Origin of the sequence: Variovorax sp. W2I14, assembly GCF_050435205.1 — a bacterium.
Lineage (GTDB): Bacteria > Pseudomonadota > Gammaproteobacteria > Burkholderiales > Burkholderiaceae_C > Variovorax > Variovorax paradoxus_C.
Genome location: NZ_JBNDJX010000001.1, coordinates 219758 through 232547, shown reverse-complemented (window position 1 = coordinate 232547; position 12790 = coordinate 219758). Strand labels below are relative to the sequence as shown.

Annotated in this window: 13 protein-coding genes; 4 read left to right on the top strand and 9 right to left on the bottom strand. The window is 66.3% G+C overall.

The genetic code is table 11. The features are described 5' to 3' along the window. Window position 1: 1 nt before the first annotated feature. Genes QF040_RS01055 through QF040_RS01040 form a run of 4 tightly spaced genes read right to left on the bottom strand, consistent with a single transcriptional unit; the run spans window position 2 to window position 3625 of the window. Window positions 2-898 carry a DMT family transporter gene (locus tag QF040_RS01055; RefSeq protein WP_429609365.1) on the bottom strand — a complete coding sequence of 299 codons (897 nt, stop codon included), beginning with the start codon at window positions 896-898 and terminating at the stop codon, window positions 2-4. Continuing rightward, window positions 895-1461, bottom strand: a complete 567-nt coding sequence (gene pgsA / locus QF040_RS01050; protein WP_042578517.1) for a CDP-diacylglycerol--glycerol-3-phosphate 3-phosphatidyltransferase — start codon at window positions 1459-1461, stop codon at window positions 895-897. Before pgsA ends, QF040_RS01055 begins: the two co-directional genes overlap by 4 nt. Before the next feature lie 48 nt (window positions 1462-1509). Further along, on the bottom strand, window positions 1510-3480 hold the full coding sequence (uvrC, locus tag QF040_RS01045; RefSeq protein ID WP_429609363.1) for an excinuclease ABC subunit UvrC: 1971 nt from the start codon (window positions 3478-3480) through the stop codon (window positions 1510-1512). A gap of 16 nt (window positions 3481-3496) precedes the next feature. Next, entirely contained in the window at window positions 3497-3625 is a 129-nt protein-coding gene (locus QF040_RS01040) for a hypothetical protein (protein WP_429609361.1), read from the bottom strand. On the opposite strand from QF040_RS01040, the gene ggt reads away from it, so the two are divergent. Beyond that, a complete protein-coding gene (gene ggt, locus QF040_RS01035; protein ID WP_429609360.1) occupies window positions 3624-5672 on the top strand; it encodes a gamma-glutamyltransferase in 2049 nt (682 codons plus the stop codon). The genes QF040_RS01040 and ggt overlap by 2 nt on opposite strands. Before the next feature lie 41 nt (window positions 5673-5713). Here ggt and QF040_RS01030 read toward each other — a convergent pair whose 3' ends face one another. Beyond that, the gene (locus QF040_RS01030; RefSeq protein ID WP_429609358.1) at window positions 5714-7165 is read right to left on the bottom strand and encodes a M20/M25/M40 family metallo-hydrolase; all 1452 of its coding nucleotides are present in this window, start codon (window positions 7163-7165) and stop codon (window positions 5714-5716) included. An 86-nt stretch (window positions 7166-7251) separates the two neighbouring features. On the opposite strand from QF040_RS01030, the gene earP reads away from it, so the two are divergent. The 3 genes from earP to QF040_RS01015 all read left to right on the top strand — a co-directional run bounded on the left by earP (window position 7252) and on the right by QF040_RS01015 (window position 10090). After that, window positions 7252-8361: an elongation factor P maturation arginine rhamnosyltransferase EarP gene (gene earP / locus QF040_RS01025; RefSeq protein ID WP_429609356.1), complete on the top strand. Its 1110-nt coding sequence runs from the start codon at window positions 7252-7254 to the stop codon at window positions 8359-8361. Between the two features lie 182 nt (window positions 8362-8543). Continuing rightward, window positions 8544-9098 carry an elongation factor P gene (efp, locus tag QF040_RS01020; protein ID WP_013540402.1) on the top strand — a complete coding sequence of 185 codons (555 nt, stop codon included), beginning with the start codon at window positions 8544-8546 and terminating at the stop codon, window positions 9096-9098. Window positions 9099-9226: 128 nt separating this feature from the next. Beyond that, window positions 9227-10090 carry a TIGR00730 family Rossman fold protein gene (locus tag QF040_RS01015; RefSeq protein WP_013540401.1) on the top strand — a complete coding sequence of 288 codons (864 nt, stop codon included), beginning with the start codon at window positions 9227-9229 and terminating at the stop codon, window positions 10088-10090. 120 nt (window positions 10091-10210) lie between these two features. Here the strand turns inward: QF040_RS01015 and QF040_RS01010 are convergent, their stop codons facing one another. The 4 genes from QF040_RS01010 to QF040_RS00995 are packed head-to-tail and all read right to left on the bottom strand — an operon-like array spanning window position 10211 to window position 12703. After that, window positions 10211-10465: a hypothetical protein gene (locus tag QF040_RS01010; protein WP_429609354.1), complete on the bottom strand. Its 255-nt coding sequence runs from the start codon at window positions 10463-10465 to the stop codon at window positions 10211-10213. 22 nt (window positions 10466-10487) lie between these two features. Continuing rightward, window positions 10488-10886 carry a TetR/AcrR family transcriptional regulator gene (locus QF040_RS01005; RefSeq protein ID WP_429609352.1) on the bottom strand — a complete coding sequence of 133 codons (399 nt, stop codon included), beginning with the start codon at window positions 10884-10886 and terminating at the stop codon, window positions 10488-10490. Continuing rightward, window positions 10873-11160 carry a hypothetical protein gene (locus QF040_RS01000; RefSeq protein ID WP_429609350.1) on the bottom strand — a complete coding sequence of 96 codons (288 nt, stop codon included), beginning with the start codon at window positions 11158-11160 and terminating at the stop codon, window positions 10873-10875. The genes QF040_RS01005 and QF040_RS01000 overlap by 14 nt, the downstream gene beginning before the upstream one ends. Window positions 11161-11173: 13 nt before the next feature. Next, complete coding sequence (locus tag QF040_RS00995; RefSeq protein WP_429609349.1) at window positions 11174-12703, bottom strand: MFS transporter; 1530 nt, start codon at window positions 12701-12703, stop codon at window positions 11174-11176. Window positions 12704-12790 lie beyond the last annotated feature (87 nt).

Below are 12790 nucleotides of genomic sequence, written 5' to 3'. Positions count from 1 at the left end.
TTCAGCGCTCGCCGCGCACCACCAGGCTCACACCGATCGCGGTGAGCCCGATGCCCAGCAACGTCACCAGCGTGATCGGCTCCGCGAACAGCAGCCACGCCATCACCGCCGTGCATGGCGGCACGAGGTACAGCAGGCTGGTGACGGCCGTGGCCGTGCCGCGCTGGATCAGCATGTAGAGCAGCGAACTGCCGCCCAGCGACAGCGACAGCACCGACCAGGCCATTGCGCCGGTCGAGTGCGCGTTCCATTCGATGCTTTGCGACTCCATGGCCGCAAAGGGCAGGGTCACGAGCAGCGCGGCCGCCATCTGCACGGCACTCGCGCTGCGCACGTCGCACGGTGCGACGAAACGCTTCTGGTACAGCGTGCCCGCCGTGATCGACAAAAGCGCGAAGACGGTGAGCGCCATCGTCAGCGCGCTGACCTCGGTGCCCTGGCCGAACTTGCGCGAGACCACGAGCACCAGGCCTGCGAACCCCAGAACGAGTCCGGCCCACTGCCGCTTCGAAATGCGCCCGCCGTTGAAAGAAAGCCAGATCGCGGTGAGCACCGGCTGGATGCCGACCAGCAACGCCACCAGCCCCGCGCCCATGCCAGCGTGTACCGCGGCCCAGACACCACCGAGATACCCCGCCTGCATCAGCACGCCCGTGACTGCGAGATGCCCCCACTGCGATCGCTCCTTCGGCCACGCGACCTTCGCGAGCGCGACCCAGATGCCGAAGCACAGGAGCGAGAGCGCATAGCGCACAGCAAGAAACTTGAGGGGCGGCGCATAGGGCATGCCATAGCGCGCAACGATGAAGCCGGTGCTCCAGATCAACACGAAGACCGCCGGCATGGCCCGCAGCCACCCCGAGCCGCCCGGGCCGGGTCCAGGGGCCACCGCCGTCATTTGGAGTGCGCCCGGATCTCCGGAATGGCCTTCTGCAGGTAATAGACCATCGACCAGACGGTGAGCACCGCCGATATCCAGATCAGCCACTGGCCCCAGAGGCCGGTGTCGATCACCTTGAAGAGGTGCCCGTCATAGAGCAGGAATGGAATCGCGACCATCTGCACGGTCGTCTTGACCTTGCCGATCATGTGGACCGCCACGCTCTTGCCGGCACCGATGCGCGCCATCCATTCGCGCAGCGCAGAGATGGCGATCTCGCGGCCGATGATGATGAGCGCCACGAACACATCGGCGCGCTGCAGATGCACCAGCACCAGCAGCGCGGCGCACACGAGGAACTTGTCGGCCACCGGGTCGAGGAAGGCGCCGAAGGCCGAGGTCTGGTTGAGCTTGCGCGCCAGGTAGCCGTCGAGCCAGTCGGTGGCCGCGAAGACGATGAACATGACGGTGGCGATCAGGTTGCGCATCGGCTCGGCCATCGGCAGGTAGAACACGCCGACGATCAAAGGGATCGCGACGATGCGCGTCCAGGTCATGATGGTCGGTAGGGTCCAGAACATGCGGGCGATTGTGTCATGGCGGGATGACCCCGCAGCTTGGCTCGTCTCTCAGTGCAAAGCCTTGTAGATCTCCTCGGCCAGTTCAGCAGCGATGCCCTCGACCGAGGCGATGTCTTCCATGCTCGCCGCAGCCACGCCGCGGATGCCGCCGAAGCGCTGCAGCAATCGCGCCCGGCGCTTCGGGCCGATGCCAGGAATGTCTTCCAGCTGGCTGCCGCCCACGCGCACCTTCGCGCGCTTGGCCCGCATGCCGGTGATGGCGAAGCGGTGCGCTTCGTCGCGGATCTGCGCGACCAGCATCAGCGCCGCCGAATCCTTGCCGAGGTAGACCTTCTCGCGGCCGTCGGCGAATACGAGTTCTTCGAGACCGACCTTGCGGCCCTCGCCCTTCTCGACCCCGACGATCAACGACAGCGGCAGGCCCAGTTCGCTGAACACCTCGCGTGCCATCGACACCTGGCCCTTGCCGCCGTCGACCAACACCAGCTCGGGCATGCGCGCGGTCCGGGTCTTGGGCGACGCCTCGCTGCCCTCTATGCCTTCGCTCTCTGCGTCGCCGGGCGGCAACGCCTCGGTCTCGGCCGCCATCGCCTCGGCCAGCTTGCCGTAGCGGCGGTGCAGCACCTGGCGCATCGCGGCGTAGTCGTCGCCCGGCGTGATGCCTTCGATGTTGTAGCGGCGGTATTCCTTGTTCTGCATCGTGTGGTGCTCGAACACCACGCACGAGGCCTGCGTGGCTTCGCCGGCCGTGTGCGAGATGTCGAAGCATTCGACGCGGAAGTTGTCCAGATCGTCGCACGCGAGCTCGAGCGCCTCGACCAGTGCGCGGGTGCGCGCCTGCTGCGAACCTTCTTCGGCCAAGAGGCGAGCCAGCTGCAGGCCCGCGTTCGTCTCTGCCATCTCGAGCCAGTGGCGACGCTGCTCGCGCGGCTGGAACACCGCTGTCACGCGCCCGCCGGCCTGCTGCGAGATCGCCTCGATCAGTTCGCGGCTCACGAGGTGGCTCAGCACCAGCGTGGCCGGCACCGGCACGTCGATGTAGTGCTGGGCGATGAAGGCTTCGAGCACCTGCACTTCGATGGGGTCGGCCGCGACTGCTTCGACACCCTCTTCCGCATCCATCTCGCCATGGTGGATCTGCGCGGCGTCTTCCACGTGCACCGGAAAGTAGGGCCGGTCGCCCAGGTGGCGCCCGCCGCGCACCATCGCAAGGTTCACGCAGGCCCTGCCGCCCTGCACCTTGACCGCGAGGATATCCACGTCCTTGTCCGACGCGATCTCGATCGATTGCTGGTGCAGCACCCGCGAGATCGCCGACATCTGGTTGCGCAGCTCGGCCGCCTGCTCGAACTCGAGCTTCTCGGCGTGCGTGGTCATGCGCTGCTCCAGCTTGGAGAGCACGAGTTGCGTGTCGCCCATCAGGAAGGCCTCGGCGCTCGCCACATCCTGCGCATAGGCTTCGGGCGTGATGTAGCCGACGCAGGGGCCGGTGCAGCGCTTGATCTGGTACAGCAGGCAGGGCCGCGTGCGGTTCGCATACACCGTGTCCTCGCAGGTGCGCAGCTTGAACACCTTCTGCAGCAGCTGGATCGACTCCTTCACCGCCCAGGCGCTCGGGTATGGACCGAAGTAGCGGTGCTTCTTGTCGACCGAGCCGCGGTAATAGGCGAGCCGCGGAAACGCGTGCGACGCGATCTTCAGGTAGGGGTAGCTCTTGTCGTCGCGAAACAGGATGTTGTAGCGCGGCTTGAGCGTCTTGATGAGGTTGTTCTCGAGCAGCAGCGCCTCGGCCTCGGAGCGCACCACGGTGGTCTCCATGCGCACGATCTTCGAGATCATGTGGCCGATGCGGGTGCCGCCGTGGCTCTTCTGGAAGTAGTTGGCGACCCGCTTCTTGAGGTTGCGCGCCTTGCCCACGTAGAGCACCGCGCCGGCGGCGTCGAAGTAGCGGTACACGCCCGGCAGTTGCGGCAGCGCCGCGACCTCGCTGAGCAGTTGATCGGAATGCACGTCTGACATGGCGGCTATTGTGGCGTCACGCGGAACCCGCGTCGCAGGCCTGCGCGCAAACCCCGAGGTGGCTGGAATGAAATGTGCTGATGATGAAGATGGGCGCGAGGAGCGCCCGTGTCGTTTCATCAAAACCATTGGGGAAGAATTCCATGACGAAGAAGATCCAGGCGCGCGCCTGGTGGGTGCTTTCACCCCTGGCGCTTGCATTGACCGTGGCCGGTTGCGGCGGCGGCGATGGTGGCGGACAGAACAACAACGCTGCGGTGATCGCGGCGATCGTCGCGGCCAACGCCGCAAACGAAGCTGCCGCTGCGGCCGAAGCCGCCAAGGGCTGCCTGATCGGTGACAGCGGCAGCCCGGTCGTGGTGGGCTCCGGCAATCCGGGCGACCCCGCCGCGCCTGAACCCGCCTCGGGCTATGTGCTCGGCCACAAACTGGTCTACGCGAAGAACTACATGGTGGTGGCCAACCATCCGCTGGCCACGCGCGCGGGCTGCGACGTGCTCAAGGCCGGCGGCAGCGCGGTCGACGCGGCGGTGGCGGTGCAGGCCGTGCTCGGCCTGGTCGAGCCGCAATCGAGCGGCCTGGGCGGCGGTGCGTTCATGCTGCACTACGACGCGAAAACGAAGAAGGTACAGGCCTACGATGGCCGTGAAACGGCACCCGCCGCGGCCACCGAGAACTACCTGCGCTACATCGACGATGTGAGCGACAAGACCGCGCCCAAGCCCTCGCCGCTGCGCGCGAGCGGTCGCTCCATCGGCACGCCGGGTGCGGTTCGCATGCTCGACATCGCCTACAAGGACCACGGCAAGCTGCCTTGGAAGGACCTCTTCAGCTACGGGATCACGCTGGCATCGGACGGCTTCTCGATCGGTGGCCGCATGGCCGCCGCGATCTCCACCTCCGAAGCCAACCTGAAGCGCGATGCCGAGGCCACGGCCTATTTCTTCAACGCCGACGGTACGCCCAAGGCGCTGGGCACGAAGCTCAAGAACCCGGCCTACGCCCAGACGCTGGCCACCCTCGCCACTCAGGGTGCCAATGCTTTCTACACCGGGCCGATCGCGCAGGCCATCGTCGACAAGATCGCAGTCACGGCGGCTGTCGACGGCTCCGTCATTACGCCCGGCAAGACGACCATGGCCGACATGGCCAACTACGTGGCCAAGCGCCGCGACCCGGTCTGCGGCACCTACCGCGACTATTACGTGTGCAGCATGGCGCCACCGTCCTCGGGCGGCATCGCGGTGGTGCAGGCGCTGGGCATTCTGGAAACGTTCAACATGGGCCTGTACAAGCCCACAGCCATCGACATCGAAGGCGGCAAGCCGACGGTGATGGGCGTGCACCTGGTGAGCGAGGCGGAGCGCTTGGCCTACGCCGACCGCGACAAATACGTGGCCGACACCGACTTCATCCCCCTGCCGGGCGGCTCCGTTGACACGATGCTCCACAAGCCCTACCTGCAGCAGCGCGCGAGCCTCATCAGCCTGTCCAAGAGCATGGGCACGGCAACGGCTGGCAACCTGGGCAATGTGCCGCTGGGCATCGACAAGACCGAGGAGCACGGCACCACGCACTTCACCGTGGTCGACAAACAAGGCAACGTGGTGACGATGACGACCACGGTCGAAAGCACGCTCGGCTCGTTTCACATGACGCAGGGCCTCATGCTGAACAACCAGCTGACCGACTTCTCAGCCGACCCGAACGACACCAAGGACCCGAGCATCAAGGTCGCCAACCGCGTCGCACCGGGCAAGCGTCCGCGCAGCACGATGGCGCCGACATTGGTGTTCAAGAAGAACGCCGACGGCAGCATGGGCGAGTTCGTAATGGGCACCGGTTCGCCGGGCGGCGGCACGATCATCCAGTACGTGGTGAAGACCGTGGTCGGCGCACTCGACTGGGGCCTCGATGCGCAGCAGGCCACCTCGCTGGTGGACTTCGGCGCGACCAACAGCCCCAACACCAACGTGGGCGGCGAACACCCGGCCATCGACACCTCGAACTCAGGCAACAACGATCCGCTGATCACAGGCCTGCGCGCGCTCGGCCACACGGTGAACTTCGGGCCGCAATCCAGCGGCATCAGCACCATCATCCGCACGAACGTGGGCGGCAAATCGGTGCTCACCGGCGGCGCGGACCCGCGGCGCGAAGGCATCGTGCTGGGCGATACCTTCACGCCCTGACCGAACCAGGGGCGCTGTGACCGCAGCGCCCTTTTTTCTGCTTACTTCGCGACCTCCGAAACGAGCCGGTACAGGAACTCGCGCCCGTCGTACAGCCGCTGAATCTCGATGCGTTCGTCCAGCCCGTGCGCCCGCGCATCAGCTGGCTCCAGGAACATGCCGGTCACGCCGTACATCGGGATGCCGGCATTGCGCAGGAAGCGGCTGTCGGTGGCGCCGGTGCTCATCGCGGGCACCACGGGCACGCCGGGCCACATCTGCTGCGTGAGCGATTCCACTGTCTTCACGAGGTCGCCGTTCAGCGGCGAAGCCGGGCTGCGCAGCGGCTTGCCCATGTTGCGCACCACGATCTTGTCGTTGCCCACGGCCTGGGTCAGCAAGCGCTCGATTTCCTCGGGATCGTCGTGCGGCAGGATGCGGCAGTTGACCGTCGCCTTGGCCGACTGCGGCAGCGCGTTCTCGGCGTGGCCGGCCTGCACCATCGTCGCCACGCAGGTGGTGCGCAGTTGCGCGTTGTAGGCGGGGTTGGCAGTCATGCGTTCGAGCACGCCGGCATCGGGATTGCCGGTGCCGATGGCGCGCATGTCGTCGGCGAGTTGGCCGGTGGCGAACGGGGCGCTGCGCGCGAAGTAGGTCTTGGTGACGTCCGCGAGCTTGATCGGGAAGGCGTAGTTGCCCAGCCGCTCCAGCCCGGCGGAGAGCGCGTAGATCGGATTGGTCTTCGTCGGCACCGAGCTGTGGCCGCCCACGTCGCGCGCCTCCAGCATGTAGGTCGTGTACATCTTCTCGGCCACCTGCATGCGGTGCAGGTTCGGCTTGCCGCCGCGCAGCTCGCCGCCGCCCCCTTCGTTGATACCAAACTCCGCTTGCAGCAGCTCGGGCTTGTTGCTGATGAGCCAGAAGGCGCCGTTGCTGAGCGCATCGCCGCGCTCTTCGTCGGCAGTCAGCGCCAGGATGATGTCGCGGCTGGGCTTGAAACCTTCCTGCTTGAGTTGCCCCAGCACCGACACCAGCGCCGAGGCCATGGCTTTGTCGTCGATGGAGCCGCGCGCGGTGAAGTAGCCGCCGGTTTCCTGCAGCTTGAACGGATCGGTCTTCCAGTCTTCGCGCCGCGCCTCGACCACGTCGATGTGGGCCAGCAGGAGCAGCGGCTTCTTGCTGCCGTTGCCCTTGAAGCGCAGCACCAGGTTGCCCTTCTTCGGGAAGGGTTCGAAGATCTGGATGTCGCCGGGCGCGAAGCCCGATTCGATCAGGCCCTTTTCCATGGCGCGCGCGGCCAGCGTGTTGTCACCCGTCGAGTGGGTGGTGTTGATCTCGATCAGCTCTTTATATATGTCGTGAAAGCGCTGCTGCTGCGGCGTGAGCGATGCCGGCGCGGTGCTCGTCTGGGCCGACGCACCGGTCATGCCGGCGACGCCGCACAAGGCCAGCGACAGGGCGAGCACGGTCCTGGCGGAACGAAGGGAAAACTGCGAACGGGTCTGCATCCTCATGGTCTTTCTCTCTCCGGGGTTGTTGTGGCGGCCAGCATAGCAAGCCGAGCCCCGAATGGCCTCCCGGCACAGGCACACTCGCGACCATGGGCACGCACATGCAATGGGACATCTTCTGCAAGGTCATCGACAACCACGGCGATCTCGGCGTCTGCTGGCGGCTGGCCAGGCAACTGGCTTCGCTGGGCGAACAGGTGCGGCTCTGGATCGACGACGGGACGGCGCTGAACTGGATGGCGCCCGCGGGTTGCGATGGCGTGAAAGTGATCGACTGGAGCGACCCCGTCGCGGTGCGAGCGGCCGTGGCCGGGCCGGTGCCGGATGTGCTCATCGAGGCCTTCGGCTGCGAGCCGGCGCCGGAACTCGTCGCACGCTTTGCCGCAGCGGCCGCTGCTGAAGGCGCGCATCGGGCGTGGATCAATCTCGAATACCTGTCGGCCGAGCCGTATGTCGAGCGTCTGCACGGCCTGCCCTCGCCGGTGTTCAAGGGGCCGGGCGCGGGGTTGACCAAGCGCTTTTTCTATCCCGGCTTCACGCCCGCAACAGGCGGACTGCTGCGCGAGCCCGATCTCGCGGAACGCCAGGCCGGTTTCGATCGCGCCTCCTGGCTCGCGGCGCAGCAGATTCCCTGGAAAGAAAACGAGCGCCTCGTCTCCCTGTTCTGCTACGAGCCGCCTGCGCTGTCGGCGCTGCTCGCGCATTTGGCGGAAGGCCCCGAGCCCACCCGGCTGCTGGTGACGGCGGGCCGCGCCGCCAACGCCGTGAAGGCGCACTTTTCGAATATTTCGCCTGAGAACCCCACGCTCCATGGGCATGGCGCGCTATCGATTTCATACCTCCCCTATCTCACGCAGCCGGACTTCGACCACCTGCTCTGGTCCTGCGACCTGAACTTCGTGCGGGGCGAGGACTCGCTCGTGCGCGCGCTCTGGGCCGGCGCACCGCTGGTCTGGCAGATCTATCCGCAAGACGATGACGCCCACCACGCCAAGCTGAACGCCTGGCTCGACTGGCTCGGCGCCCCGCCCTCGCTGAGGCGTTTTCACCACGTCTGGAACGGCTTCGACGACAAGCCCCTGCCGCCCCTGGAAACGCAGGATCCGTGGCGGGAAACGGCTCGGGCGGCGCGCGACAGGCTGTACGCACAGGACGATCTGGTCGTCCAACTGCGGCATCTGATCGCCCAAAAAAGCTAAAATAGCGGGCTTTGCGGATTTCGGCCCGGGCCCTCAGGACCCGAGATGCTCTCCGCCAAACCTGCAAAACCGCCGCAAGACCTGTACCTCGGGGCCCGCCACACCGGCAAGAACGTTTCGAACGTCGCCGGATGTCGCAGAAGGCCCCGTGCACCGAGCGGCCAACATCCAGAGAACCTGTTATGAAAATCGCTCAAGAAATCCGCGCCGGCAACGTCATCATGCACGGCAAGGACCCGATGGTCGTCCTCAAGACCGAATACAGCCGCGGCGGCCGCAACTCCGCCACCGTGCGCATGAAGATGAAGAGCCTGGTGGCCAACTTCAACACCGAAGTGGTCTTCAAGGCCGACGACAAGATCGACCAGATCGTGCTCGAGAAGAAGGACTGCACCTACTCCTACTTCGCCGATCCACTCTACGTCTGCATGGACGCCGAGTACAACCAGTACGAAGTCGAAGCCGAGAACATGGGCGACGCACTGAACTACCTGGAAGACGGCATGGCCGTCGAAGTGGTGTTCTACGACGGCAAGGCCATCTCGGTCGAACTGCCCACCAGCGTCGAGCGCGAAATCACCTGGACCGAGCCGGCCGTCAAGGGCGACACCTCGGGCAAGGTCATGAAGCCTGCCAAGATCGCGACCGGCTTCGAAGTCGGCGTTCCGCTTTTCGTGGCGCAAGGCGACAAGATCGAAATCGACACGCGCACCGGCGAATACCGCAAGCGCGTCTGAGCGTTCCCGGCCTTACGGCCGGTCACCGTCTCTCCGAAAAAAGGCTCCGCAAGGGGCCTTTTTCGTTGGTCGGGCACGGCGGTTGCAACGCTGCACAATCCCTCAGGTTCTTCTGTCCGAGTCCTTTCATGAACAACACGCACGATCTTCACGACAAACGCCTCGCCGATGCCTGGGCCACGCTCCAGTCCCATTCCGAAAAAGGCCTTCCGCTCGATCCCGATCCCTCGCGCATCGCCTTCGCCGATCCCGAGTTCCTGCTGCGCCGAGAAACCCGCGGCATCCGCATGCAGCTCGAATTGATGAAGCCAGATCTCGAGCAGCGCGCGCACGGCATCGAGAACACCGTGGTGGTTTTCGGCAGCGCCCGCTTTCGCAGCGAGGAAGACGCCGCCGCGCTGATCGCCCAGGCCGATGCCGCCGGCGACACGGTGGCCGCCGAGCGCTGGCGCCGCCTCGCACGCAGCTCGCACTACTACGAGAAGGCACGCACCTTCGGCAAGCTGGTTGCGCAGTACAGCAACGGCAAGGAGCCCCAGGACAAGCTCTTCGTCTGCACCGGCGGCGGCCCCGGCATCATGCAGGCAGCCAATCGCGGCGCGCACGAAGGCGGCGGCATCTCGGTCGGCCTCGCGATCGCGCTGCCGATGGAGGAAGAAGCCAACCCGTATGTCACGCCGGCGCTGAGCTTCAAGTTCCACTACTTCGCGATCCGCAAGATGCATTTCATGATGCGTGCGAAGGCGCTGGTGGCGTTCCCGGGCGGCTTCGGCACGCTGGACGAGCTGTTCGAAGTCATCACGCTGGTGCAGACGAAGAAGTCCAAGCCGGTGCCGATCGTGCTGTTCGGCTCGGACTACTGGAAGCGGATGATCGACTTCGACTTCCTGGTCGACGAGGGCGTGATCTCGCCGGGCGATGTGAAGCTCTTCGAGTACGTCGACGCGCCCGAAGACGCGTGGGACTACATCAAGCGCTTCTACAAGCTGTAGCCCGCCCCCAGGCTGCGCGCACTTCGTGTCGCTTCGCCAACCCCCTACCGGGGGCGACAACACCAGAGGCCCGGCAAAGCCGGTTCCTCGGTGTTCCACGAAGGAACACGGTCAATTCCTTCAGATGTCGGGATCAACGACGTCCGGGTGCAGCGCCTGCTCGAAGAAGCGCGTGAGCGCGCGAGCGCGGCGGCGACGGTCGGCCACCGGATCGCCGGCCGGCCCCATGGCCACCGCATCGTCGGCCACGCCGTGCAGCGCATTGAAGAGGATCACTGCCGTGAGCGTCGCGTCCTCCACCTCCCAAACACCCGCGGCATCGCCCTCCCTGAGCAAGCCGACGAGCTGCGTGATGACCGCGTTGTCGTTGCGCATGCGCCGGTCTTCGGGCCGGTATTCATGGAACACCACGTCGTGGAGGGCGACGTTGTCCAGGTAGGTTTCCAGACCCGTCCCCCTCCACCCAGGCCTTCAGGCGCGCATGGTGGTTGCCTGGGCGATGACGGTCCATGGCGTTCTGCAGGCGCTCGCAGAAGGTATCGACAAAGCGCTGCTGCAGCGCGCCGAGCATGGCTTCCTTCGACGGAAAGTAAAGGTAGAACGTGCCCTTGGCCACCTGCGCGCCGGCCGCGATGTCGTCGATGCTGGTGGCGGCAATGCCTTTCTCGATGAAGAGGCGCTCGGCGGCGTCCATCAGCGCGACGGCGCGGATCTCGGGCGCCTTGGTGCGCCGGCGCGGCGCGACTTCGGCCTCGCCTGCAGGGACGGAATCGGCGATCGGGTCACTTCGTGTCATGGCAAATCTCGGTGAACGGAGGGGGCGCGGTGTCGATGACCGTGTCGAGCTGCAGACCGCGTGGCACTGGCGCCTGCTCGCCGAGACCGGCGAACGCGTTGTCGGTGGCGGCGAAGGCGCCGAACGGCGGGCCGGAGCGCTTCTCGATTGTCAACTTGCGGAGTTTCTCGTATTGCTCGACGGACGACGTGCGCGCAGGGGGCACTGGAAGCACGTGATCGGTTGCCGATCGAATTTGTGTGCGCAAGCGCACGGGCACGAGGGCAGCGGGCATGGCGTTGTGCGGCCTAGGCCCGAACCGGCAACGCGGCGGCGCGTGGCCTGACGCGCACCAGCAATCCCGCAGCCAGCAAGCCCGCCACTCCGGCGCAGGCCATGGCGGCGTGGAACCCACCGGCGAGTGCGCCGGCCAACAGCGTCCGCGCCGTGTCCACGTCGAGCGAGGCCAGCGCGCTCAGGTCATGCCGCGAAACGGCCGCGACAGCCGCCTGTTGCGCATCGCGCAACCCGGCCTGTTCGAGCGCGGCGGCCAGCAGCGTGGTCGCCCGCGTGCTCATCAGCGTACCGAGCAGCGCGATGCCGATCAGCATGCCGGCTTGGCGCAGCGCGTTCATCGTGGCCGACGCCATGCCGGAGCGTTGCGCGGGTACGGACGCCATCACGGCCATGCTCGTGGACGGAACCGCGAGACCCGTGCCTGCGCCGAGGAACACGAACAGGAGCGCCAGCAGCACATAGGGCGTGTCGGCCGAGAACAGCGTCAGCAGCAGCATCGAACCGCCGATGAGCGCGTAGCCCGCGACCATGAGCGTGTGCACGTCGTAGCGCCGCGCCAGCCGGCCGAACTGCGAGGCGATGAGTCCGGTTGCGACGAACTGCGGCACGAGCCGCCAGCCGGTCTCGCTGGGCGACCAGCCCTGCACCTGCTGCAGGAAGAGCGAGAAGAAGAACAGGCTCGCGTACGACGAGAAGCCGAGCACGAACGAGGCGAAGTTGGTGGCCGAGAAGCGCGCATCGCGGAACAGCGCGAGCGGCAGCAGCGGCCGTGCCACGCGTGCTTCCACCATCAGAAACAGCGCGAGGCCGATGGTTGCCGCCACCAGCGCGGTCGCGGCGCGGCTGGAGCCCCAGCCGCATTCGCCGGCCGCGATCAACCCATAGGTCAGCGCGCCGAGCCACAGCACGCTGAGCACCTGCCCGAGCGGATCGAGCGCCGCATGCTCGGGGTGCGAACTCTCGCGAATACCCCAGAGCCCAAGCCCCACAGTCAGCACGCCGATCGGCAGGTTGATGAGGAAGATGCTCTGCCAGCCCGCGTGATCCACCAGCACCCCGCCCAGCATCGGCCCGAGGATCAGCGACAGCGCCGTGAACGACGACCAGCCGCCGATCACCCGCGCGCGGCTGGCCGGTTCGGGGAACGCGTGCGCCAGCAGCGAGAGCGCGCCGGGAATCATCAGCGCGCCGGCGACGCCCTGCACCGCCCGTCCGGCGAGCAGCATCAAGAGGTCGCCGGCCATCGCGCACATCGCCGAGCCCAGCGTGAACACGACCACACCGGCGAGCCAGGCGCGCTTGCGGCCGTAGCGGTCACCGACCGGTCCGGCCGAGAGGATGAAGGCCGAGAGGCACAGCGCATAGATGTCGATCACCCACTGCAGCCCGGCCAGGTCGGTGGACAACGCGCGCTGCAGCGTGGGCAGCGCGACATTGACGATGCTCACGTCGAGCGTGGCGATGAAGCTGCCGAGGTACACCGCCGCCACGAGCGCGATGCGGCGGCGCGGATCGGTTTGGGCGGGATTCGGGGAGTCCATGAACGCCTTCAAGTCGTTGAAGAAGGCGCCGATACTGACCATGAGTCAGTTAAATGTCAATTCAGATGAGAATTGATCTTATTTGGA

Excerpts from the sequence above, each read along its gene's own strand:
- QF040_RS01055 (WP_429609365.1), bottom strand. The coding sequence starts at position 898 with ATGACGGCGGTGGCCCCTGGACCCGGCCCGGGCGGCTCGGGGTGGCTG.
- pgsA (WP_042578517.1), bottom strand. The coding sequence starts at position 1,461 with ATGTTCTGGACCCTACCGACCATCATGACCTGGACGCGCATCGTCGCG.
- uvrC (WP_429609363.1), bottom strand. The coding sequence starts at position 3,480 with ATGTCAGACGTGCATTCCGATCAACTGCTCAGCGAGGTCGCGGCGCTG.
- ggt (WP_429609360.1), top strand. The coding sequence starts at position 3,624 with ATGACGAAGAAGATCCAGGCGCGCGCCTGGTGGGTGCTTTCACCCCTG.
- QF040_RS01040 (WP_429609361.1), bottom strand. The coding sequence starts at position 3,625 with ATGGAATTCTTCCCCAATGGTTTTGATGAAACGACACGGGCGCTCCTC.
- QF040_RS01030 (WP_429609358.1), bottom strand. The coding sequence starts at position 7,165 with ATGAGGATGCAGACCCGTTCGCAGTTTTCCCTTCGTTCCGCCAGGACC.
- earP (WP_429609356.1), top strand. The coding sequence starts at position 7,252 with ATGGGCACGCACATGCAATGGGACATCTTCTGCAAGGTCATCGACAAC.
- efp (WP_013540402.1), top strand. The coding sequence starts at position 8,544 with ATGAAAATCGCTCAAGAAATCCGCGCCGGCAACGTCATCATGCACGGC.
- QF040_RS01015 (WP_013540401.1), top strand. The coding sequence starts at position 9,227 with ATGAACAACACGCACGATCTTCACGACAAACGCCTCGCCGATGCCTGG.
- QF040_RS01010 (WP_429609354.1), bottom strand. The coding sequence starts at position 10,465 with ATGCGCAACGACAACGCGGTCATCACGCAGCTCGTCGGCTTGCTCAGG.
- QF040_RS01005 (WP_429609352.1), bottom strand. The coding sequence starts at position 10,886 with ATGACACGAAGTGACCCGATCGCCGATTCCGTCCCTGCAGGCGAGGCC.
- QF040_RS01000 (WP_429609350.1), bottom strand. The coding sequence starts at position 11,160 with ATGCCCGCTGCCCTCGTGCCCGTGCGCTTGCGCACACAAATTCGATCG.
- QF040_RS00995 (WP_429609349.1), bottom strand. The coding sequence starts at position 12,703 with ATGGACTCCCCGAATCCCGCCCAAACCGATCCGCGCCGCCGCATCGCG.